This is a genomic window from bacterium (assembly GCA_019912885.1).
GTDB lineage: Bacteria > Lernaellota > Lernaellaia > JACKCT01 > JACKCT01 > JAIOHV01.
This window is the reverse complement of record JAIOHV010000102.1, coordinates 18,050-41,176: the sequence shown is the minus strand read 5'-3', so window position 1 is coordinate 41,176 and position 23,127 is coordinate 18,050. Positions and strand designations below refer to the sequence as shown.

The window sequence follows — 23,127 nt, the reverse complement described above, 5'->3', positions numbered from 1 at the left end:
CGGAGCGGGGGCCTGCGTTTGCGGCCCTGACATCGCGAACGCGGTGCCGACCGCGCACTCCGGCCCCGCTCGGAGCGGGGGCCTGCGTTTGCGGCCCTGACATCGCAAATGCGGTGCCGACCGCGCACTCCGGCCCCGCTCGGGGCGGGGGCCTGCGTTTGCGGGCCTGACATCGCAAATGCGGTGCGCCTCTCGACTACGTCTCGATCCGGTAATATTTGAACGCCCACCACGCGAGAAACAGCATGACGCCGCCGATGAGACCGCCGGCGACGCCGCCCCACGGGCGCTCGGCGGTGATGCCGAGGTATTGGTTGAGCAGCGGCACGATGAAGGCGGCCATTCCCGCGGCGAACTTGGTGATCAGCCCTTCCATGCCGTTGTACATGGCCTCGCGCCGGTAGCCGGTGAGCTTCTCGTCGTGGTCCATGACGTCGGCATAGATCGGGCGCGGCAAAACGAGCGCGGTCGCGATGGGGAACGAGATGAGGAACATGACGCCCAGGCAATGCGCGAACATGATCCATGAATTCGAGAGCGGAGCGCCGAACAGGCTCGCCACGAAGGACACGATCCAGCCGATGAACGGCGCGTGATAAAACGACGAGAGCATCACGAGCCCGAACCCGAAGCCGGCGAGGCCGATGGAGAAGATCTTCTTTTTTCCGTGCCTGGCCGCGAGTTTCGAGACAAGCGGAAACAGAACGGCCGCGGCGATGACGATGACGCCCTGCAACCCGCCCGCGAGGCCCTCGCCGAATCCCATGACGTTGATGACCATGAACGGGATCAGCGCGACGACGATGTCGATCCCCAGGCGCAGGAACGAGACGGAGATGACGTAGGGCGGAAACGCCGGGTTCTTGATCGATTCGATCATCGCCTGAAGGAACTTGAACGGCACCGCCTTCGACGCGCTCCACTCCGTTTCGCGCACCAGCGAGATGGAAATGAAAAAGCAAAGCGTGAAGATGACGGCCAGGATAATGCCCGCGACCTCGTAGCCGTTGTCGAGCGTGATCGGGCCGATCGTCAGCCCCGCGCCGAACGCCTCGAGGATCGCGCCGAGCCCGATCGTGCCGATGACCATCGCCACGACGTCCTGATACGCCATCGCCTCCGAGACGCGGATACGCTCGCGGTTAAACGGCGTGATCTCCGGCAGCAGCGCGAGGTACGGCGCGACGACCACCGTGTAGAAAAACCAGAAGCCCGACAGCATGAACGCGATCCACAAAAAGTTCGGCGTCACCGCGAGCGGTCCGACATTGAACCACACCGTGCCGATTCCGCCGGACTCCGGCGGCATCCAGATGAGGATTGAAAACAGCGCGAGAAGCGGCGTGCCCCAGAGCACCCAGGGTATGCGCCGGCCGCGCTTGAAGCGCCACTTGTCGGAGTAGTAGCCGACCAGCGGATCGGCAATCGAGTCGACAAGCCGCCCGAACAGGCCGAGGAACGCGATTCCCCACGCGGAGACGAGGAACATCGGCGCCTGTTGCGTCAGGACGATGCCGGTCATTGGCACGGCCGCGGAGCCGGCGTCGGCCATGCGGCCGGTGTAGAAATAGATCAGCCAGCCCGCGACGATCGCCGGCGACAACGATACGCCAAGCTCGCCGAACGAGTACGTGAACATCTCCGCGAACGAGAGCTTGCGCCCGTTCTCGTGATCAAGCTCCGGCCGCACGTCGCCGTCGGTCATGGTTGCCCCTGGGTATGCACGCGAAATCGGGGAACGCTAGCACAAGGGACGCAAAGAGTTGATAGCCGCCCCGCGTGCGTCGTGGGCCGGCTGTTGGGAAACGCGACATCGCATTCGAAGCAGGTGAGGACACCTGCGGTCCCAGGGAGTCGCCGCGCGGTGTCGACGGGGGGCGTGGTATTTGGGGGCGTGTCGGGATGGCGGAACTTTTTTACGAAGCAGGTGAGGACACCTGCGGTCCCAGGGAGTCGCGCTCGAAGCAGGCGGGACGCCTGCGCTCCCAGGCTTGTTGCGATGATTTTTCAGACTTCCAGACTTCCAGACTTCCAGACTATTTCTCAGACGTACTCCAACCCGTTCGTCGCGAGAATGTCGTCCAGCACCGCCTTCGCGTTTTCCGCCTTCGGCCCCAGCGGGTTCGTGATCAGCGCGCGGAACGCGGCGCCGTACGACTTGTTCAGCGCCGCCTCGATCGTCAGCTCCTCGTACGCCTTCACCGACTGCACGAGCGCGCGGATGTGCGGCTCCATCGGCGCGGTGGGAATCGTGTGCGCGCCGTTCGCGTCGATCTTCGCCAGCACCTCAACCACGCTCGCGTCGGGCAGGTCCGGCATCGCGCCGCCGTTGTGCGTGTTGACGGTGTGCTCCGCGCCGGTGTCGTGCACGATCGCGTCGATCAGTTCCACGGCGATCTTGGAATAGTACGCGCCGCCCCGCTGGTCGAGCTCCGCGGGCTTCGTGACGACCGACTCGTCGCGGTACTTCGCAAGAAGCGCGTTTTCGATCTCCATCACCTCCTCGGCGCGCGTTTTCGTTTTCGACTTCAACTCCGCGATGACGGAATCCGTGTTGTAGAAATAGCGGCAGTACCAAAGCGGCAGCGCGCCAAGCGAATGCAGCAGCTCCGGCGCGATCTGCAGGTCGGGGATGTTTTTGGGTCCATCGGCGCCTGCGAGCACCTCCATGACGCGCGGCAGGATGTTCTCGCCGTCCACATCCACGCGGCGCACCCACCCCAGGTGGTTCAGGCCGACGGACTCCATGCGCACGCGCGACTCCTCGATGCCGAGGTATTTGGCGATATTCATCTTCATTTCGATCGGCACGTTGCAAAGCCCGACGCACCGCTCGGCGTCGGTGTGGTTCAGGATCATCTCGGTGATGAGGCCCGACGGGTTCGTGAAATTGATGATCCACGCGTCCCGGGCGACCTTGGTGACGTCGCGGCAGATGTCGAGAATGACGGGGATCGTGCGAAGCGCCTTGGCCATGCCGCCGACGCCGGTCGTCTCCTGGCCGACAAGCCCGTGACGCAGACCGAGCTTGATATCTTCGTGTCGCGCCTTCTGCCCGCCGACGCGAAACTGCGTCAGCACGAACGCGGCGCCGTCGATCGCGGCGCGCCGGTCGTTTGTCGTCGTGACCGCGAATTTGCCGCCCGCGTGACGCACCATCCGCCGCGAAAACTCACCGACGACGTCAAGCCGCGTGTTGTCGATATCCTGCAGGACGATTTCGGAAAGACCGAGCGCGCCCGCGCGCCCGATCAGGCCGTCGATGACCTCCGGCGTGTATGTGCTGCCGCCGCCGATGATGCAGATTTTCATGCTCTCCCCCTGAGACCGCCGAGCACCAGCTCGGCATGCGTCCGCGCGCGCGCATTATGAGGTTTCACCGCGAAGACGCAAAGGGCGGAAAGGAGCCGGGAGCGCCGAACGCCGGTACGATCCTGGGACCGCGGGCGGCTCGCCCGCTTATGCCGCAAACGGCAAACGACCCGGCATGCATTTTCAATCGGCGAAATCGGCGTAATCTGCGGATACAAAAAAGTTGCGAAGCGGGCGAGCCGCCCGCGGTCCCGGGGGTGACGCATGCGAATCCTGTTTCTTGGCGGGGCGGGCGAGATGGCCGTCGCGATGCGGCGGCTGATGGCGGCGGACGCCGGCATCGAGCACGTCTCCATTGCCGACATCGATCGCACGCGCGCCGAGGCGGCGGCCAGGGAGCACACGAAGTTCGCGCCGCGCGTCGTCGACGTGACGGATCGCGCCGCGCTCGCCGGCGCGATGCGCGAGTACGACGCCGCGATCAGCTTCGTCGGGCCGGCGTATCGCTTCGAGCGCCTCGTCGCGCAAGCGGCGATCGACGCGCGCAAGCCCGTCGTGACGATCGCGGACGATTACGACGCATTCCTTTCCGTGTACGAGCTCGACGGCGCCGCGCGCGAGGCGGGCGTGTTGATGCTGACCGGATTCGGGAACTCCCCCGGGCTGACGCAGGCGCTCGCGAAGGCCGGCTGCAATACGATGGACGCGCCGCGCGATGTCGACATCTTCTGGGCCGCGGGCGCGAACGAAAACGTCGGCCCGGCGAACATCCTGCACGTGATGCACCTGATGACCGGCGACACGCTGCAATGGCGGGACGGCCGCGAGGTGCGCGTTCGGTGCGGAACCGGCACGAAGATGGCGCGCATGCCCGAACCGCTCGGCGACGTGCCGTGCGTTTATACGGGGCACGCCGAGTCGGTGACGCTGCCGCGATTCATCCCCGGCCTGCAAAACGTGTGGCTTCGCGGCGGGTGCGTTCCCAGGTGGATATTTCCGTTTGTCGCGCGGCTGGCGCGGCTCGGGCTGACGAAAACGGAGCGCCGGCGCAAGGTTCTGCTTTCAATCTTCAACCCGATCATCCCGCTGTTCGCAAGCAAGAGCGATCCGGACATCTCCGCCGGGCGGGTCGAGGTGCGCGGAACGCGAAACGGCGCGGAAGCGAGTTGGACCGCGCTGTACTCCGGGCACATCGCGCACATCACGAGCGCGCCGTGCCTGGTGGCCGCGAAGATGGCGGCGGCCGGCGAATTCGCGGATTTGCCGGGGGGCGTTTATCCTCCGGAGCGCCTCTTGTCCGACCCGCGCGACTTCCTTAAGCGCGTTCGGGCGCTCGATGTACAGATCATCGAAGATATAAAAGAATAACGTCAGGGAGTCCGCGCGTTTGCGCGTAGTTATTTCGGTGTCGTTGTGAGCCGTCCCACCAACGCAAAAAAAATAGCGCCCACCTGAAAAAAATCGGGACATTCGGATCGATTTGCGCTATATTCACTTTTGGTGCAGCAGCGCCGTTAAGAGCAGGCGTTTTAGAAGTATTAGAAGCGAGTTTCGTTGCCATCTTGCCGCCGGTTTTTTTGGCGGTTTATGTTGGAGTTTGTAAAATGCGGAAAAAAGAATTCATCGTTTCGGCGGTCCGTTATGACGCAACGCGTCATCAAGTAAAAAGACTGAAACTTCACGAGCGGATGGGCGCGGTTCTCGGCGCGGAGTACGTTCTGGACAAGCTGTCCGTGCTGGCGCTTTTGACGGGCGGATACCCGGTTTACACGGCGTTTTCCGACGCGGCCGGCACGGTCAAAAAGGGCGATCCCCTCCACCGCGTGTTCAGCGACGAGAACATTTTTCTGTCGCGCAATCCGCGCGAACGCGCGCGGGACGACGTGGGGATGCTGCCGGAGTTTTAGGACGGGTCGCGGATCGCCCGCGATACCCGCGCACTCCCGCCACGCCTTTGGCGTGGCGTCCGTTTGTGGCTTCGACGCCGCACGACGCGTGCGTTGCTCCGGGGAACGCCGAACCCCCGTTCGGCATGATCCCGGTGGCGCCGAACCCCCCGGCGGCGTCGCGTTATTGCCGATGCGATCCAGCCCGCTCCCTGACGGTCGCGGCTCTGACGGAAGCGGCCCCTCCTGAGCGCGTGCCAATGATGGGTCCGAGGCTATTCAGATTGCTGACGGCTGATGGCTGATTGCTGACGGCCTTCCACCCTCACTCCACCGTCACGCTCTTGGCCAGGTTTCTGGGCTGGTCCACGTCCGTGCCTTGCAGGTCGGCGATGTGATACGCGAGCAGTTGCAGGGGCAGGACGGTCAAAAGCGGCGAGACGATCGCGGGGCAGGTCGGGATTTCGATGACGTGGTCGCTGCGGCGCGCGACGGCCGTGTCGCCCTTGGTGACGATCGACAGCACGCGCCCTCCGCGGGCCTTGGTTTCCTCCACGTTCGACAGCATCTTCTCGTAGGTCGGCGCTTTGGGCGCGATGGCGACGACGAGCATCTCCTCGTCGATCAGTGCGATCGGGCCGTGCTTCATTTCCCCCGCGGCATAGCCCTCCGCGTGCAGGTAGCTGATCTCCTTGAGCTTCAGCGCGCCCTCGAGCGCGATGTAGTGCTGCACGTGCCGGCCCAGGTACAGGTAACCTTTCGCGTTGCGCGCCGTGCGCGCGATCTCGCGGATCTTTTCCTCGCCCGCGAGGATCTGCTGCATGCGCACCGGCATGCGCGCCAGTTCCGAAAGGTGCGTCGCCGCGTCCTTTTCCGACAAAAATCCGTTGCGCCGGCCAAGCCAGATCGCCACCAGCATCAGCACCGCGAGCTGCGTCGTGAAAGCCTTGGTCGAGGCGACGCCGATCTCCGGGCCGGCGTGCGTGTAGCAGACCGCGTCGGCCGTGCGCGCGATGGACGACTCCTGCACGTTGCAGACCGCGATCGACCTTGCGCCGCGCGATTTGGCTTCGCGAAGGCTCGCGAGCGTGTCGGCGGTCTCGCCGGACTGCGAAACGACGACGCACAGCGCGCCGTTTTGCACGATGGGATCGCGGTAGCGGTATTCGCTGCCGAGATCGACCTCGCAGGGGATGCCGGCGAGCGTTTCGATGAAAAAGCGGCCGATCTGCGCGGCATGCCAGGCGGTTCCGCAGGCCAGCAGGGTGACGCGCTGGACGTCCGCGGCGTTGATGGCCTCGAGGCCGCCGCCGTCGAAATAGACGTTTCCCTCGGGCAGGGTGAAGCGTCCCTCCAGGCTCGAGATGATCGCCTGCGGCTGCTCGAAAATCTCCTTGTGCATGAAGTGCTTGTGGCCCTCTTTTTCCGCGGCCACGGGATTCCACGCGATGACGCGGGACGGGCGCTCGACTTCGGCGTCGCCGTGGAACACGCGGACGCCGTCGCGCTTCACAATCGCGATATCGTCGTCCTCCAGGTACACGATCTTGTTGGCGTGATTGAGGATCGCCGGGACGTCCGAGGCGACGAAGTTTTCGCCGTCGCCGAGCGCGACGATCAGCGGGCTCGCCTTGCGCGCGACGATCATGCGGTCGGGCTCGTGCCTGCTGACGACCAAAAGCGCGTACACGCCCTCAACGTGCGTGAGGGCTTCCTTGACCGAGTCGAACAGGTTCAGGCCGCGATCGTGCGCGAGCCGGATCAGATGCGCGACGATCTCGGTGTCGGTGTCGCTCGAAAAGACGCACCCTTTTTTCGCCAGCTCGTCGCGCAGGTCGGTGTGGTTTTCGATGATGCCGTTATGGACGATGGCGATGCCGTCGACGACGTGCGGATGGGCGTTTTGCTCGGTGGGGCGGCCGTGCGTGGCCCAACGGGTGTGCCCGATGCCGAGCGTGCCGTCGATCGGCACCTCGGCGAGGCTGGATTCCAGGTTGATGAGCTTGCCGACGGAGCGGCGAAGGCGAAGCTCGCCGTCATGGACCAGCGCGACGCCGGCCGAGTCGTAGCCGCGGTATTCGAGCTTTTTGAGCCCGTCGATCAGGATGTCCCGCGCGTCCTTGCCGCCGATGTAGCCAATAATTCCGCACATTTTAAAAAAACTCCGTTTTTTCAAAAAACCATGTCGGTCATCGTTATCTATCGGCGTTTTGGCGTAAAGCTGGAATATCCTGAAAGGGAAGGAAGGCTACAGGGTGGACGAAATGGACCGAATGGACTGAATGGACATGATGGACGGGTTATTGGAAGTGCGTCGCGGGCAGGACGGATTTTGAGCGGGGGTAGGCGGCGCGCGTCAGGTTTGCGCGTCGTCCATTCAGTCCATTTTGTCCATGGTGTCCATGGGCGTTCGGCGAGCCTTGCGCGCGTTCAGGGTCCGTCGCGGCGGTCCTTGCGCGTGCGATACAGGCGCTCGGTGAAGCCGCCTTCGCTTACGAACGCGTCCGCCTGCGCGGCAAGCTGCTTGCCCAAAAGGTGTATCGCCACGCCGGTCAAAACGAGCGCGGCGTTGGCGGCCGTTTCCGCAAAGGCGGATCGCGCCGGCGCATTTTCCTTCACCCACGCGGCGACGTCGTCCGCGGTCGAACAACGCCGTTCGATCAGGGGCGTTCGTCGCGGATCGTCCGCCGGCCAAGGCGAATAATTCCGCTGACGAAGAAAATCCTCGTAATCAAGGCGCAACTCTTCAAGGCTCGCGCGCGCCACGTTCGTCAATTTCATCTCGCTCTTTTTCGACGTACCGCTTGCGACGCTGCCTTCGGCGATGTTCTGCACGCCCGAGCGCGCGGCCTGCACCATCTGATCGCGCGTGCGGCTTTTCTTGTCGATGTAGCGTTCGCAAAAACGAACCGTCACATCAAAAACAAGTTGTGCAATCCGGAAGCTTTTCAGGTTGCGATAGCCACCGTGTTTGACGATGATTCCGCCGTCGCGGTTTGCGGTTGCCGGCCTTTTGTTCGTTTTGTCCATGTCCATTCAGTCCATTTTGTCCATCATGTCCATGGCAGCGGTTTCCACGCTCAACTCTCCGGTTCGTCCTCTTCCTCCGCCATCCCCAGCTTCGCCAAAAACTCCGCCATCCGCCGCTTGGGCAGGTCCGGCTTTTCGCCCTTGATCATCGCGCGGATCGCGTCGATCTCGTCGGACGCAAAACGCCGGCCGTTAAGGATGTGGCGCTCGAAAGACTCGTACGCGAACGGACACACCACCTTCACGATATCGGCAATGGCGCGCGAAAACAGGCGGATTTCGAGCTGTGCGTGCGCGTCCAGGCGCAGACTGAGGAAATGAAACAGGTTGTGCAGGTCCATCTGCCAGTAAAACTCCGTGTAAAGCGATAACGGCAGATTGATGCGCGACAGCTCGCGCGAAACGCCCTCGGCCAGCAGCGCCTCATAGTGCTCGTAGGTCTCGCGATTCATCCGCACGAGATCGTCGCGGAACTTCGCGGCGATCGCCTCGGGCGCGGCCTGGTCCGCGCGCCCCTGCCGGTTCGTCTCGCTCTGGAAATTCACGTGCTCGATCTCGGGCACATAGAACTCGTCGCGCATCACGGAATAACGGCCGCTGATTTCGTTCATGCGCGCGGTGCGGTGCCTGACCCATTGACGCGCCACGAAGATCGGCATTTTCACGTGGAACGTGAAGTTCACCTGCTCGAACGGCGACGTATGCCGGTGACGCATCAGGTAGTCGATCAGCCCCTTGTCCTCGCGCACCGTTTTGGTGCCCGCGCCATACGACACGCGCGCCGACTGCACGATGCGCGCGTCCGAGCCGAGGTAATCGACAAGGCGCACGAAGCCCTTGTCCAGGACGGGAAATTCCTTGTCGAGAAGCGCGTCGGCTTCGGGATTGTCTGCGTGGGCCATGATCTCGCGGGGGAAAGGGGTTGACGGATTCTTGCCGTCCGTCCGGGCAGCGTCAAGGCGGCGGCGCGACGCGCATGGACATCATGGACAAAATGGACCTCATGGACGAAACGCAAACCTGACGCGCGCGCCGCCTACCCCCATCCAAAATTCGTCCTACCCGCCGCGCGCTTCCAGCAGCGTCAAGGCGGCGGCGCAAGGCGCATGGACATCATGGACAAAATGGACCTCATGGACGAAACGCAAACCTGACGCGCGCGCCGCCTGCCCCCGATCAAAATCCGTCCGACCCGCCGCGCGCTTCCAGCAACCTGTCCATCCTGTCCATTCGGTCCATTCGGTCCATTTTGTCCATTCGTTCGGGCGTCCGCCGTTGCGTTCCCGCCCCGTGCCGCGCGGCCGGTCAGCAGCCGCAACCTCCACAGCCGTCGTCGTCGTCGTCATCGTCGCCTTTGTCATCGTCGTCATCGTCGTCGTTCCCGTCGTCGTTCGCGTCGTCGTCGTCGGCCGTGTCGTCATCGTCGACGGCATCGTCATCGTCCGCGTCGTCGTCATCGTCGCCCGGCGGGCAGTCGAGGGAGAGCAAGAAGAGCTGGATGTCGAAAAAGGCCGAATCCGGCCCCTTGAACCGGATCGCGCCGGCCAGGTATTCGATGGGATCCATGTCGTCGTCGCCGGCATCGTCGTCATCGGCATCGTCGTCGTCGTCGTCGCCGATTCCCGAAAGATCGGGCGTGTACTGGACGAACACCGTGGTGTCGAAGGTGTTCTGCGTGTCGGTGATCTTGCCCGACACTTCGAGAAAGTGCGGTAAGACGAAGGTGCGCTTGGCCTGGTCCCAATCCGTGTGATCGAAATAAAGCAGCGCCGCCCGCGTCGTGCCGTCGCCGTCGATCGTGTGCCCGCCGGCGAAAAGCACGTCGCCGTTGTCGTCGAACGTGTTGATGACGCCAAGCAACCCCTGGTCGGACGGGTCCCAAGTCCCATACCACGCGGACGTGCCCGATGCGTCGTACGCCTCAACGAGCGTCTCCTGGTCCGGTCCCTTGGCCGGGGCGGTCACGTCCGGGGGGTTGAAGGCGAACGTCGCCAGATCCATCGTGGGGACCGAGCCGTCGGCGAAACTCTCCAGGACCGTTTGTTCGAGCGCGCCCGGGGACAAGTCCGGGTTGAAGGAGCCCGCCGCGCGCGATGCGTCGATCGTTTGGGCGTCGGACGAGATGAAGGCGTCGTTGGCGCCGTGGTAGTTTCCGCCGATGAGAATCGTTTCGTCCACCACCACGATGTTCGTCACCACCGTGCGCGTCGTGCCGACGGGCGGCTGCAAAACGCCGCTGCGCACGACGTTTCCGCCGCTATTCCATTGCACGCCCGTCAGACGCGGCCCGGTCGGCCCCCACGTCTCGCCGCCCACGATAATGCCGCCTTCGCCATCGGGCGCGACCTTGCGGGCGACGTCGTGGCCCGCGGTTTCGCCCGCGTACGTGCGTTCCCACAGGCGATTGCCCGAGAGATCGTATTTGATGACAAGCCAGTCCACGTGCGCCTGTCCGCCGGGCGTTCCGTATCCCACCGCGTAGAGCGCGTCGCCAGACCGCGTCACCGCGAACGCGCAGTCCTCGCCGGACGCGCCCGCGTCGAACAGATCTTCCTTCACGGGCGTGCCGTCCTCGTCGAAAATCACGAGCGTGAAATCGCCGCCGGTGCCCGTGTTCGACGAATACCCCGCGGCGGCAAATGGGCCGGCGGGCAGCGTCGGGTCGAGCCAGGCGTCGTTGAAGGAGTCGAACCCGGCGGCGGGGCCGTCCCACTCCGTCGAAATCTTCGTTTCCTTGGAAAACGGCCGCCACAGCGAAACAAAGCCGTCGGCGTCCGAAGCCGCGTCGTTCTTCGCCGTCCACCCGGCCATCGCGAGCGTGTCGCCTGCGTGGCGAAACGCGGTCGGCGTGTCGTCGAAGTGCGACGAACCGTCGTACTCAAACGTCCCCATCAGCGTGTGGCAGTCCTTGCTTTCCTCCGCATGGGCGAAGGCGAACACGCCGACGGCCAGCACAATCGTCCAGAATAACTTCATGAAACGTAACATGCGGCGCTCCCATGGATGATGTGAACTCGATGACAATACCGGTCGTGCATGGTTTTTTCAAACCATCCAAAAAAAACGCGCCCCTTCAAGGGCGCGTTTCCTGTCAGGTGATTTTACGGATTTCCTCGAATGGGTTCGCCTGGGCAGGCCGGTTTGGGGCCGTCATTCCTCCCAGCAGGCGCTGACGCACGGTTCCAGGCAGGCCTCGGTTTCTTCGCAGGTTGTCGCATTGGCGGTGCACTCGCACATGCAATCGACGATCCGCTCACTCCCTTCGGTATCCAGGCAATCGGAAACGATGGCCTGGGCGCAGAACTGAACGTCGTCGTAAACGTCGCAAGCGACCAGCTCGCCGCAAGCGTCTTCCGCGGTGCACTCGTCGTCATCGTCGTCATCGTCCGCGTCATCGTCGTCGTCGTCCGCGTCGTCGTCATTGTCGTCGTCGTCATCGTCATCGTCATCGTCGTCGTCGCCGCAGGCGGCGGAAAGGCCGACGGCCGCGATCAAAAACAGAAACGCAAAAAGGGCGTAGACGAATGAATTCGGATTCCTCATGGCCAAAGCCTCCTTGTTGTGAACCCGATCGCGGCGCACATGGCCGCCGCTTGCCGGTCCCTATGAGCAACTTGCGTGCCGCGAATGTCAAGCGCGGCGAATTCGCGAGCGAATATCGATCGTTGCGCCCTGGACCCGGCCGGGCGCCCGTCGCCGTCGCGTCGCCGGATGCGAGATGCGCGCGCCGAAAATTCGTGGGACGCCACGGCTTTTTGTTGTGATGCTTTCAAAAAAAACGCGCCCTCTCGGACGCGTTTCCGCAACGTGCGGATGGGCTGTTGGTCTTGAATGCCCAGGGGGGGGCGCGATCGCTCGCGCGCCCCCGAACGAAGGCTCAGAACATGTAACCGACGCCCGCGTGGAACGCCTTGAGGGCTTCGGCGTCTTTTTCGTCGGTGGTGGTCCACTGCTGGTCGACCTTGAAGGCGATGTTGGAGATCGGCTTGTACGTCAGTCCCGCGGTGACGACCGAATAACGCAGCGCGTCGGATTCCTCGAACGGGTCCGGGACGCTCGCGTTCAGGTCGATGCGCTCGTAACGGCCGAAGATGTTGAGGACGTGCGTCGTGTCGAAGAACGTCAGGGTGTCGAATCCGAGTTCGGCCAGGAAGCCGTAATAGGACTCGGGCACGCCCGGCGCTCCGCCCGCGGCGGCGGCGGCCGCCGCCTCGCCGAATTTGAACGGAAGCGCGTCGGGATCCGCGAAGGCGGCGGACTTCCCTTCCGCTTCGGCCGCGGCTGCCGCGGCGGCGGCGTCGGCGATCGCGTCGTTGATCTCCTCAGCCTCGGGAATCTGCACGAGCGCGCCCTCGGCGCGCAATTCGAATCCGAGCGCCTTCGCGGTCAGGTCGCCGGCGAGGATCGTAACCGGCCAGCCGAACCCGCCGATCTGATCGGTGCCGCCGTGGAACGCGGCGAGGCCCAGGTTCAGGTCGGTGAACGGATGGATATCGACGCGGCCGGTGACGGCCATCGACTCGGCCTTGGCCTCGGCGACCTTCTGCCGCCCGCCGCGCACGCCGGAAGCCGGCGAAAAGCCCATGGCGTCAAACGACGATGTGCCGAGCACCTGCCAGCTCATCCAGTGACCGACATCGCCGTACAGGCGTCCGCCGCCCTCCCACCAGGTCGTGGGGATGATGACGCGGTGGTATTCCGGGCGCTCGACGCCGTTGAACGTCGGCGGCTCGTGACGCTGATTGATGATGCCAAGCGGGATCAGCATGACACCCGCGGACAGGCCAAGCTCCGGAAAAAAGCGCGCGTCGACGAACGCCTGCTCCATCTCGACCTCGCCCGGCTCGTCGCCGCCGGTGACGGCGTGTTCGACCTCGAGCTCCGAGTGGAAGGTCCAGATGTCGTCGTAGCGGTAGCCGAAGTAGAGCACGAAGCGGTGCAGGTCGAGCTCCGCGACTTCCTTCTCCGCGTTCGTGTAGTGCAACTCGCCGTAGCCGCCGATACGCACCTTCGACAGGTCCAGCCCCACCTCGGGCGGCGCCTCCTCCGGTGGCAGGTCCATCGTCGGCTGGGCGACCGCCACCGACGCGAAAATCAGTATCGCGGCCAGGGCGACCGCACTCCTCACAAGCACTCCCATGTTTATCTCTCCTCGGTTGGGTAAAACGTGTTGATGAGCCACAACGCGCGTCGGATGCCGCGCGCGATGGATCGACTGGAAACGGTCGCGCCGGAAATGCCGTTCACGTCGCGGCCGAGGCGAAGGGGCGCATCGGTCCCCTTGCCCTTGAACTGTTCGAGGAACATCGGCTCCTTCACCTGGTGGCCGATTTCCTCGCGATACACCATCACCGCGCTGTCGGCGACGCGCCCGTCGGTTCCGGCGGCGACGGCAAAGGTGATCATCTCGTATTTGCCAAGCTCGTTATCGATCAGCGCGTATCCCGCGCGCTTGCCGTTTTTGGTCGCGATATACACGACGTAATCCAGGCGCGGCGGGGCGTAGCCCAGATCCTTCCGGAATTGGGCAGCCTGCGCGCCGGTGAGCGTCTTGCGCTCGTAGCCGATTTTTTCGGCATCCGGAAAAAACCCGGCGAGCGCCTTTTCGCGCGTGAGGTAAACGTGTTCGCTGGCCGGCGGGCGCTTTTCGTCGGCCGGCTCGTCTTTCGCGCGCGCCGAGGCGGGCGCGAAAAGCGCCAGGGCCAGGACAAACGCGGCGAGGCGGCGGTTCATGATTCCTCCCCCGGCGCGTGCCAGATGGCGATGAGCGCCGCGCCGATCATGAACAGGAACGATCCCGTCATCGCGATGCCGCCCACCATCACCAGCGGCGCGAACGCGGTGGAGACGTAGCGCACGAGTCCGATCGACGACAGGTCGATCGCCACGGCGAGGTTGGCGATGACGATCGTCATGACGTTCAGCGACGAGGCGAGCCCCGCGCGTAAAAAAATCAGGGTGACCAGATACAGAACGGCCGGGATCATGAAGGCGTGCACGTGCGCGACGACGATCATCTCGCCCTTTGAGCGCGCGGGGCGGGCGATCATCGCGGGATCGTCGGGCAGGTCCAGCGTGGGACCGGCGGCCGGCGTCTCGTTCGATTCCAGGTCGATCGGCTCGGCGCCGTAGGTCGCGCCGATGCCGCGCGCGGTCGCGGTTCCGGCATCCGTGACGCGCCAGACCGAAAACGCGAGCGCGGCGAGCGTGAAGACGAGAAAAAACGTCCACGCAATTTTCGTCGCGAGCGGCGCGTCGTACAGAGTGTTTTTCTGGTCGGACAAATTCGACTCCAAAATGGCGGAAGCCCGAATGCCGCGTGTCGGCGTCCGGGCTCCGGGTTCAAGACCTCCGGCCTCGTTGATTGCTTTTCGTTCTCACCCGCTCCCTGATCCTTCGCTTGCGCTCAGGACAAGCTCTCGCGGCTCTGTTTCATGCGGCGCGAACACGCGAATCGATAGCGCGTAACCGCCCGCTCCCTTACGGTCGCGGCTCTGTTCCGGGCTCCTTCCCGGCCACCGGGCAGCCCGTGCAACCGGAGCCGCACGCGCTTTCCGGCTTTTCCGTCAGTTCGCGGCGCACCTGGCGGACGACCAGCAAGAGCGCGCCCGCGACGATGACGATGCCGGTCAGGACTTCATGGTCGATCATGCGAATACCCGCTCCCTGATCCTTCGCTCGCGCTCAGGACAAGCTCTCGCGGTTCCGGCCTGGGAACGCCGAACCCCAGTTCGGCATACCCGCTCCCTCACGGTCGCGGTTCGTAAGCGTACGGTTCGTAGGCGCGAAACCCGCTCCCTGACGGTCGCGGTTCGTATCAAGTTCATGCAAACCCCAGCAGCCGGCCGCCGTGGACGATCGTGAACGCGACGGCATACGCGAGCAGCATTGAATAGCCGATGGAAAACAGCGTCCATTTCCAGGACTGCGTTTCGCGGCGGATCGCCGCCATCGTGCCCAGGCACGGCGTGTAGATGAGGACAAACGCCATGAGCGCGAGCGCCGTCAACGGCGTGAGCGCGCTCGATGACGCCAGCTTGTTGCGCAGCGCCTGGCTCGTTTCGTCCACCTCGTCGCCGACCTGGTAGATGACGCCGTAGGTCGACACCACGATCTCTTTCGCGACAAAGCCGGTCAGGATCGCGACGTTCGTCTGCCAGTCGAAGCCGAGCGGCGCGAAGATCGGATCGAGCGCGCGGCCGATGCCCGCCAGATAGCTCTCTCCCATGTCGCGCTCCGTCTCGGCGACCGGTTCGGCGGCGCCGGCATCGGCGAGATCGTCCGTTTCGCCGACCGCCGCGGCGGCGTTGACCGCGACGAATCCGGCATCGGCGACGGCCGTTTCATCCGCGTGGCGCGGGAAATAGGAGAGCGTCCAGACGGTCACCGATCCGATGAGGATGACGGTGCTCATCTTCTTGAGGAAGATCTTGCCGCGATCCCACATCTGGATCGCGCAGCCGCGAAGCGTGGGGACGCGATACGGGGGCAGCTCCATGACGAACGGCGACGACTCGCCGCGAAGGATCGTGCGCGAAAACAGCAGCGCGATGAAGATCGCCAAGCCGATGCCAAGCGCGTACATGCTGAAGATGACGGTGCCGGCCCATTCGGCGGCGAAGAACGTTCCCGCGAGCAGGATATAAACGGGAAGGCGCGCGGAGCAGGACATCAGCGGATTGACCATCATGGTGAGCAGGCGGTCGCGCTCGGTCGGCAGCACGCGCGTTCCCATGATCGCGGGAACATTGCAGCCGAATCCCATCAGCATCGGGATGAACGATTTCCCCTGCAAACCCACCGAACGCATCACGCGGTCCATCAGGAACGCGGCGCGCGCCATGTAGCCGGTGTCCTCGATCAGGCTGATGCAGAAAAACAGGATGAGGATGTTTGGCAGGAACACGATGACGAAGCCGACGCCGTTCAGCGCGCCCTCCACGATGAGATCGCGATAGAAGCCCGCGCCCATGATTGTCGTGATGCCCTCGCCAAGCCACGCGACGCCCGCGTCGATCCAGTCCTGCGGATACGAGCCGACCGTAAAGGTGAGTTGGAACATCGCCCAGATCACGAAGAAGAAAAACGGCAGGCCGAACAGCCGGTGCGTCAGGACGGCGTCGATCCGGTCGGTGATGCGGCGGGGCTGATCGACGGGTGCCTCGTACACCTCGTCGAGCACGCGGCCGATGAACGCGTAGCGCCGTTGCGCAAGCACCATCTGCGGCTCGTCCTGGAACTCGTCGGCGACAAACCGGCGCGCGGCCTCGGCGGCGCCCGCGATGTCCTTCCACTCTCCGTTGGCCGTCGTGGAAAGGCGATTTTCGACATCGGTGTCGTTTTCGAGCAGCTTCACGGCCGTCCAGCGCGTGGGGCGATCGAAACCGCTCTCCTGCAATCCCGCGAGACTCGCGGAATCCTCGATGCTCTTGATCTGCACCTCGAGGTCGAGGCCGTAGTCAACCGACGCGGGACGGGGGGCGTCCCTGGCCTCGGCCCGTTTCACGCACGCCGCGAGCAATTCCTTGATCCCCTTGCCGCGGATGCCGACCGTCGTGACGACCGGGACCGAAAGCCGCGCGGCCAGGAGCGCAAGATCAAGCCGAGCGCCCGATTTTTCGAACTCGTCGTACACGTTCATCGCCAGGACGAGCGGCATGCCGAGTTCGAGAAGCTGCGTCGTGTAGTAGAGGTTCCGCTCCAGGTTCGTGGAGTCGACGACCTGCACGATCACGTCCGGGCGGTCGTCGAGCAAATGATTGCGCGCGACGATCTCCTCGATCGTGTACGGCGACAGGCTGTACGTGCCGGGCAGATCGACCACGTGGATCGCTCGACCTTCGAATGTGCACCGGCCTTCCTTCTTCTCCACGGTGACGCCCGGCCAGTTCCCGACCTTCTGCCAGGATCCCGTCATCGCGTTGAAGACGGTCGTCTTGCCGGAGTTCGGATTGCCGCACAGGGCGATGCGCAGCGGTTTGGCCGCGGTGGCCGCGCTCGCGGGGGCGGGGGTCACGAGAGGAGAAGCCATCGCGCGCGCGCCTAGTTGGCGAACCGCTCCACGGTGATCATCTCGGCTTCGGCCTTGCGCAGCGACACGTGGCTTGCGCGCAGGACGAACTCGATCGGATCGGCCAGCGGCGCGAAGCGGCGGACCTCGACGGTGGCGCCGGGCAGGAAGCCCATCTCCATCAGGCGGCGGCGGATCGGGCCGGCGCCGGCCAGGCCGACGATGCGCACGCGCTCGCCGCGCTTGCACTGGCGGAGGGTCAAGGTGGATGTCGCGGCGGTGATGAGAGCTTGCATGGTTAACTCCAGGGCCCCTGGCCCGTGTTCCGCCCGCGCGCGCTCGCGCCCGGGACGGCCGAAGAGCGCGGATTTTTTCCGCGCGTTGATTCCGTCGTAATGGCGAGCCGGATTTCCGACTTGCACCGGGCGCACCGGACGACGACGCAGTCGCCGTCGAGGCGCGCAATGAGCTTGTGGCAATCGCGGCAGCGCAGGTCGGTATCGGCGTCGCGGCGCGTCACGATTCCATCTCCTCGGGCGAGAGCCCCTCCTGGCAGCGCGCGCAGATGCCGCGCAGGTGCAGGACGTGGCGCCGCAGCATGTAGCCGTATTTGCGGGCGACGTGCTCGCGCATCTCGTGGATCGCCTCGTTGTCGAACTCGATCACCTCGCCGCACTTCTCGCAGGTCAGGTGGTCGTGGTGGCGCGGCACGAGCGTGTTTTCGTAGACCTGCTCCTCGTTGCCGCTTTTCAGCGACACCTCGAAGATGAGGCCCGCGTCCAGAAGGTGCGGGATGGCGCGGTAAACCGTCGAACGGCTCGCCCCGCGCAAGCCCGCGGCGACCAGGCGCTCGCATAGATCGGATACCGTGAAATGGTGCTGGCCGTTGAAAATCTCTTCCACGAGGATGCGCCGCTCGCGCGTCATGCGCAGGCTGCGTTTGGCGAGGTATTCCTTGAAACGATCGATTGGATCGACGCTCCCCGGCGCGATCACGTTGTCGATCGAATCAAAGGTTTCCTGGGCGCTCACGCACATCCTCCGGGTTCAGGAACAGGTGTCATTATCGAAACTTGATCCCGATAAGAAGTCAGAAAAATAGAGGGGTCGCCGGTCAAGATCACGGCTTGGGCCAGGAATTTCGCGATTATTGAAACTCTGTCGCGACAAGAGCGCGAAATAATATTGCGACTTAGTCTCGATAGAACATGCCGAAAAAGAACGCCGGCGGCGGTCAAAACCGATGCCGCGCGCCGGGGCTGCTTGTTGCGAATAAATCCCGACAAGCGAGTCAAAAAAATGGGCGTCGAGCCGGGGGCGCGAACATGCGCCGTCGTGCCGGGCGTTTCGTGCTGATTGAAAGCGGTCATGTTTTGCCGCTGACCCCGATTCCCGCCGGATGCGCGAAGTGCGCGCTTGACGAACGGCGGAAGAATTCCCCCAATGGATCGACCGATCTTCGACGCTGTTTTTTGTAGCATTCAAATCAGGACCCGTCAAGTCCAAATATGATCTAGCGCAGCCTCGAAACGCACCCTACAAAAAGTTCCGGAGGGCGTCTATGGAAAAATGGATGAAAAGGTCAGGTAATTGTCACGGAGCGTCCGATAAACGCGCGCGCGCCTTTGGCGCAGCGTGCGTCCTTGCCGGGTTGGCCGCGCTTTTGGCGGCGCCGGATGCGCGGGCGGCGGACGGATACGACGCGTGGCAAGCCGCGGCCGATTCGAAGTTCGCGCTCGCGGCCGGACGCAAAGCGCCGGTGCCGGATATCGCGTTCACCGCGTCGGAAATGGCCGATCTCGCGGCGGGCAAGCCCGTGACGCGGCTTCTCGACGGCGGCGAATCCACCAAGCGCGGCTACCTGCGCGTCATCGTCGACAAGGAGCCGCCGACGGTGTGGCGCATCGTCACGGACATCGACCACTTCGATCAGGTTTCGCCGGAATACCCGGAGAACAAGGGACGGCGCACCTTCATGCCCTACGTCTTTGACGGCGCGTCCTGCCGCGAGGGCGGCAAACAATATCTCTACCACCTGCTCGTGCTGCCGCTCGTGTCGCCGCGTCACTTCACGATCGAGCGCGCGGCCGATCGCGAGGCGTTTCCGTGGTACGTCCACTGGAAGGACGCGCCCGCGATGAAGTGCCAGGACAAGCTTGACCCCGAAATGGACGCGCATCGCGCGGACGCGGTCGTGCCGGCAAAAAACCTCGGCGCGTGGGTGGTCAACCCGCTTCCGGAATCGATGGTGACGCGCCCGGGCGACCGGCTGAAGTCGGACGTCACCTATTACGTCGACAGCAACCCCGGCGGCGACATCGGCAAGATCGCGTTCGCGGTCAACATGGCGACGAAAACCGCGCTGCCCGCGGTGGCCGACAGCCTGAAATTCCACGCCGGGCGCTGGGAGGCCCACATGAAGAACACGCATCCGGGGTTGTACGAGGCGTGGAAGGCGGAGATCGAGGCGTACCGGACGTGGGTGTCGGGGAAGGCGAAGTAGAATTCGAAGTGCGGAGTGCGGAGTGCGGAGTGCGGAGTGAAACCGGCGCGCGATTTCGTTTGACGACGGAATCGTTTTGGGGCTACGAATCGACCCGCGAATGAAACACGACAACCTTCGGATTCGCACGTCTGAATTCGCCTTGCGAATTCTTCGTCTAACGGAATCCTTGCCGAAATCTCGTGCGGCGGACACGATCGCGAGGCAGCTATTGCGCGCCGGCACCTCCGTTGCCGCGAATTACCGGGCAGCCTGTCGCGCCAAATCGAAAAAGGACTTTGTATTCAAGCTCGGGATCGTCGAGGAGGAATGCGACGAGTCGTTATTCTGGATGGAGTTGCTGGTAAAAAGCGAAATCGTAAAGGAACAGCGCTTGGCGGATCTGATGCGCGAAACGTCGGAAATTCTGAAAATAGTAGTGGCATCCGCGAAAACAGCCAAATCCAGGCAAAGTCTCTCGTGATGGCATTCCGCACTCCGCACTCCGCACTCCACACTTTGCAGTTTCCTTGACACGCCCCAGCCCCTGCGATATTGCCATCTCCGCCCGGCAGGCGCCCTGCCGGCGATAAAATGGCGGCGTAGCCAAGTGGTTAAGGCGAAGGTCTGCAAAACCTTTATGCACCGGTTCGACTCCGGTCGCCGCCTACGCGAATCCGAATGATGAATCGAACGACGAAACCCGCCGCGAACCCGGCCAGGACCCGGTGCGAGGGCGCGCCTTGCGGTCCGCGTCGCGCGGGCGTTCGCATGGCGGTAGCCGGCGCGGCGATCGCGCTGGCGTTGATTTTCGCCGCGCCCGGCGCGCGCGCGAAGGTCGTGACGGTCGATAAAATCCTCTGCGAGATCGGCAACGACATCATCACCATGCAGCAGGTGCGTCAGGAGGGGAGCATTCTGCGCCGCGCGCATGACTCGCTGCTGTTTCCGGGGCAAGAGGATTCGCTGAACGATCGGCAGGTCTTTCTGGAACTCGTCGTTCGCCGGCTGCTGATGAACACCGCCGTCAAGATGGGCCTTTCGACGATCACCACCGAAGAGGTCGACAACATGACCGTGCCGTTCCGCGCGCTCTTCGGCGGCGCGGGCGATTACGTCGTCTTCCTGAATGAGATGGAACTCAAGGACGGCACGCTGCCGGACGACGCCGATCAGACCGCCGAATACGGCATCGACATCAATTACCGATTCCGCAACGTTTTCGTCGTCAAACGGTTCGTCGACAAGAAGCTCGACTTGCAGGTTCGCCTGGCGATGGATCAGCAACGGATGGAAAACGCGGGTCCCGAAGCGGCCGCGCCGGCGGGCGGGGAGACCGCGTCCGAGGCGCTGTCGCCCGAAGACAAGACGCGCCGCCAGGAGCTTTATCTGAAGCTCCTCAAGGAGTGGGTCCGCGACATCGCGTCCCGCGAACGCATTACGGTGCTCGACCGCCGTTACCGCGCGGTGCTGATCGATTATCTCGGTTTCGATCCGATCCGCGAGGGCGCGGTGACGGAGGCCGAGTCTTGAAAACGTCCGGCTGAATCGGGAGAGGCATGGGCGCGAAACCGCGTCTCGCGACACCGCCGCCCCGGCGCTCGTGGAGCCTCAGGCGCTCGCTGGTCCGCCTGTATCGGAAAACGCGCGCCGTCATCCTCGCGATCGCGGTGACGATTCTCGGCGCGCATTTCGCCAGTTATCTCGTCCTGCCGGATTTGCACGACTTGCTGGAGTTGGACGACGTTCTGCGCTATCGGGTGCGGGCGCTCACGCGCGTTTACGACTTTCACTATTTGCCGAAAGACCATCGCGTGCTGAGCTACGTCACGGGACCATACGGGGAACGCATCGCCGATTCGGGCACGCCGCGGGAATACGCTCCCCCATACATCATCTGCGTCGGCGACTCGGTGACGTTCGGCATGGGCGTCAACGGGGACGAAACCTATGCTTACCGGCTTGGCCAACGGCTCGCGGGCCGCGCGAACGTCCTGAACTTCGGTGTCCTCGGATATACCGGGTATCAGAGTTCCATGATGGCCGAGGATATGGCGGGGCGATTTGACGCGGCGCTCGTCATTTTTCAAATCAATGCGAACGACGACGATCCCGTCGTGGCCTTGAATCCCCTCTACGAGGACAACCTCGTCGCCAACACGCGGCTCGGGCGCATTGCATTGTTCTTTTTGTGGGTAAAAGAGATCGGCGACCGGCATCAGACGCGGGTGCCGGATTCGCTCGCGTCCGTTCGGAATCTTCTGCACGTCCTCGAGAAACGCGACACCCCGATCCTGTTCACCTTCAAGGCGATCGTGGATCGCCAATATCGGGAAAGCCTTCCGCCGTCGCTTTTAAACGGCGAGTTGCAAAAACTGCGCGAGTCGTCGAACGCCCGCTCGAGCGCCTTTCCCATTCGCTACTTCAAGTCCCATGTGCTGCGTTCAAGTCACCACCTGAACCCCGAAGGGCACGAGAAACTGGCCGCGGACCTCGAACGCGTCATCCTCCGCGATTTTCCGGACGTCCTGAAAAACTAGCGTCGGGCGTTTCGCGCGGAATGTTGGCGTTGTCGCGACACGTCGCGCGATGGCGTCGCCCGCCGGCCAACGCGAAAGCCCATCGTGTCGCGCGGGTCTTTTTTTTCGCGGCCGATACCCGGTCAATTCGCGATAGGTGAAGGCGCGCGCCCCCGCACCCTCGGAGGAATACGATGATCGGGCGATGTGAAGAACTGTTGTCGGGATGGAAGGAGATCGCGGCGTATCTGGACCGCAGCGTGCGTACGGTGCAGCGCTGGGCGCGGCACAAGGGCTTGCCGGTCACGTGGCCGGCGGGCACGCGGAGCACGCCGTGCGCGAGCAAGGCGGCGTTGCGGGCCTGGGCTTTGGGCGAGGAAGCTTTTCACTCCCCGGCAAACATGCGCGAGCGGCAAGAAAGCCCGCGGGCCGTCGCATGCGGCTCCGATTCCCTTTTGCATTCGCCGGAGGCGATGCCATGAACGCAACCGAAACGGCGGCGCGCCGGGCGCCGGAGAACATCGGCGATCACGGGTTCTGGCTGTATCGCGAACTGTCGCGCATCCACGAGGACAACCGCGCGCAGATCGAGCGGCTGGCGCGGCTGGAGGAGTCCGTGCACGCGATCGCCGTCCAGGTGGCGGTCAAGCTCGACAAGGACGATTTTTTCGATCGCCTGGACGAACTGCGTCACGACGAGACGCGCCGGGACTCGACGCGAAACGAGGTGCTGAAGATTCTCGCCGCGGCGCTCGCCGCGGCGATCTCGGCGCTGACGGGGATCAAGCTGTTGGGGTAAGGCGAATTTACCGCAAAGGCGCGAAGTCAACGGCAAGAACGCAAAGCCGATGAAACTCAAAATCCTTTGCGACCTTTGCGCATGCTTCG

The 23,127-nt window shown here is 63.8% G+C and carries 23 protein-coding genes and 1 tRNA gene; 10 read left to right on the top strand and 14 right to left on the bottom strand.

All coding sequences use genetic code 11. The features are described from left to right. Positions 1-196: 196 nt before the first annotated feature. On the bottom strand, positions 197-1,705 hold the full coding sequence (locus K8I61_08795; protein ID MBZ0272121.1) for an MFS transporter: 1,509 nt from the start codon (positions 1,703-1,705) through the stop codon (positions 197-199). 338 nt (positions 1,706-2,043) lie between these two features. Continuing rightward, a complete protein-coding gene (locus tag K8I61_08790) occupies positions 2,044-3,312 on the bottom strand; it encodes a 6-phospho-beta-glucosidase (protein ID MBZ0272120.1) in 1,269 nt (422 codons plus the stop codon). A gap of 264 nt (positions 3,313-3,576) precedes the next feature. Here K8I61_08790 and K8I61_08785 point away from each other — a divergent pair, with 264 nt between their 5' ends. Both K8I61_08785 and K8I61_08780 read left to right on the top strand, forming a co-directional pair. Next, positions 3,577-4,680, top strand: a complete 1,104-nt coding sequence (locus K8I61_08785; GenBank protein MBZ0272119.1) for a saccharopine dehydrogenase NADP-binding domain-containing protein — start codon at positions 3,577-3,579, stop codon at positions 4,678-4,680. A gap of 320 nt (positions 4,681-5,000) precedes the next feature. Next, the gene (locus K8I61_08780; GenBank protein ID MBZ0272118.1) at positions 5,001-5,219 is read left to right on the top strand and encodes a hypothetical protein; all 219 of its coding nucleotides are present in this window, start codon (positions 5,001-5,003) and stop codon (positions 5,217-5,219) included. 304 nt (positions 5,220-5,523) lie between these two features. Here the strand turns inward: K8I61_08780 and glmS are convergent, their stop codons facing one another. The 12 genes from glmS to K8I61_08720 form a co-directional block, all read right to left on the bottom strand. After that, positions 5,524-7,350 carry a glutamine--fructose-6-phosphate transaminase (isomerizing) gene (gene glmS / locus K8I61_08775; protein ID MBZ0272117.1) on the bottom strand — a complete coding sequence of 609 codons (1,827 nt, stop codon included), beginning with the start codon at positions 7,348-7,350 and terminating at the stop codon, positions 5,524-5,526. Between the two features lie 278 nt (positions 7,351-7,628). Continuing rightward, complete coding sequence (locus tag K8I61_08770) at positions 7,629-8,228, bottom strand: four helix bundle suffix domain-containing protein (GenBank protein MBZ0272116.1); 600 nt, start codon at positions 8,226-8,228, stop codon at positions 7,629-7,631. A gap of 50 nt (positions 8,229-8,278) precedes the next feature. Further along, on the bottom strand, positions 8,279-9,130 hold the full coding sequence (gene thyX / locus K8I61_08765; protein ID MBZ0272115.1) for an FAD-dependent thymidylate synthase: 852 nt from the start codon (positions 9,128-9,130) through the stop codon (positions 8,279-8,281). A 403-nt stretch (positions 9,131-9,533) separates the two neighbouring features. Beyond that, positions 9,534-11,216: a hypothetical protein gene (locus K8I61_08760; protein MBZ0272114.1), complete on the bottom strand. Its 1,683-nt coding sequence runs from the start codon at positions 11,214-11,216 to the stop codon at positions 9,534-9,536. 162 nt (positions 11,217-11,378) lie between these two features. After that, positions 11,379-11,771, bottom strand: coding sequence for a hypothetical protein (locus tag K8I61_08755; GenBank protein ID MBZ0272113.1), 393 nt, complete (start codon positions 11,769-11,771; stop codon positions 11,379-11,381). A gap of 334 nt (positions 11,772-12,105) precedes the next feature. Further along, entirely contained in the window at positions 12,106-13,368 is a 1,263-nt protein-coding gene (locus K8I61_08750) for a hypothetical protein (protein MBZ0272112.1), read from the bottom strand. A 2-nt stretch (positions 13,369-13,370) separates the two neighbouring features. Then, entirely contained in the window at positions 13,371-13,961 is a 591-nt protein-coding gene (locus K8I61_08745; GenBank protein ID MBZ0272111.1) for an FMN-binding protein, read from the bottom strand. Then, positions 13,958-14,512 (bottom strand): hypothetical protein, encoded by a 555-nt coding sequence (locus tag K8I61_08740; protein MBZ0272110.1) that lies wholly within the window; start codon positions 14,510-14,512, stop codon positions 13,958-13,960. Before K8I61_08740 ends, K8I61_08745 begins: the two co-directional genes overlap by 4 nt. Positions 14,513-14,708: 196 nt before the next feature. Further along, entirely contained in the window at positions 14,709-14,879 is a 171-nt protein-coding gene (locus K8I61_08735) for a FeoB-associated Cys-rich membrane protein (protein MBZ0272109.1), read from the bottom strand. A 172-nt stretch (positions 14,880-15,051) separates the two neighbouring features. Then, a complete protein-coding gene (feoB, locus tag K8I61_08730; GenBank protein ID MBZ0272108.1) occupies positions 15,052-17,259 on the bottom strand; it encodes a ferrous iron transport protein B in 2,208 nt (735 codons plus the stop codon). 11 nt (positions 17,260-17,270) lie between these two features. Continuing rightward, entirely contained in the window at positions 17,271-17,534 is a 264-nt protein-coding gene (locus K8I61_08725; GenBank protein ID MBZ0272107.1) for a ferrous iron transport protein A, read from the bottom strand. Between the two features lie 220 nt (positions 17,535-17,754). After that, the gene (locus K8I61_08720) at positions 17,755-18,270 is read right to left on the bottom strand and encodes a transcriptional repressor (GenBank protein MBZ0272106.1); all 516 of its coding nucleotides are present in this window, start codon (positions 18,268-18,270) and stop codon (positions 17,755-17,757) included. A 176-nt stretch (positions 18,271-18,446) separates the two neighbouring features. Here K8I61_08720 and K8I61_08715 point away from each other — a divergent pair, with 176 nt between their 5' ends. The 8 genes from K8I61_08715 (at position 18,447) to K8I61_08680 (ending at position 23,038) form a co-directional block, all read left to right on the top strand. Beyond that, positions 18,447-18,716: a hypothetical protein gene (locus K8I61_08715; GenBank protein ID MBZ0272105.1), complete on the top strand. Its 270-nt coding sequence runs from the start codon at positions 18,447-18,449 to the stop codon at positions 18,714-18,716. 83 nt (positions 18,717-18,799) lie between these two features. Then, entirely contained in the window at positions 18,800-19,741 is a 942-nt protein-coding gene (locus tag K8I61_08710; protein MBZ0272104.1) for a hypothetical protein, read from the top strand. 100 nt (positions 19,742-19,841) lie between these two features. Further along, the gene (locus tag K8I61_08705) at positions 19,842-20,204 is read left to right on the top strand and encodes a four helix bundle protein (protein MBZ0272103.1); all 363 of its coding nucleotides are present in this window, start codon (positions 19,842-19,844) and stop codon (positions 20,202-20,204) included. A gap of 112 nt (positions 20,205-20,316) precedes the next feature. Then, positions 20,317-20,389: transfer RNA gene (locus tag K8I61_08700), tRNA-Cys, on the top strand. 102 nt (positions 20,390-20,491) lie between these two features. Further along, positions 20,492-21,253, top strand: coding sequence for a hypothetical protein (locus tag K8I61_08695; GenBank protein MBZ0272102.1), 762 nt, complete (start codon positions 20,492-20,494; stop codon positions 21,251-21,253). A 26-nt stretch (positions 21,254-21,279) separates the two neighbouring features. Next, complete coding sequence (locus tag K8I61_08690) at positions 21,280-22,260, top strand: SGNH/GDSL hydrolase family protein (protein MBZ0272101.1); 981 nt, start codon at positions 21,280-21,282, stop codon at positions 22,258-22,260. Between the two features lie 173 nt (positions 22,261-22,433). After that, the gene (locus K8I61_08685) at positions 22,434-22,721 is read left to right on the top strand and encodes a helix-turn-helix domain-containing protein (GenBank protein ID MBZ0272100.1); all 288 of its coding nucleotides are present in this window, start codon (positions 22,434-22,436) and stop codon (positions 22,719-22,721) included. Beyond that, complete coding sequence (locus K8I61_08680; GenBank protein MBZ0272099.1) at positions 22,718-23,038, top strand: hypothetical protein; 321 nt, start codon at positions 22,718-22,720, stop codon at positions 23,036-23,038. Before K8I61_08685 ends, K8I61_08680 begins: the two co-directional genes overlap by 4 nt. The last annotated feature ends 89 nt before the right edge of the window (positions 23,039-23,127 follow it).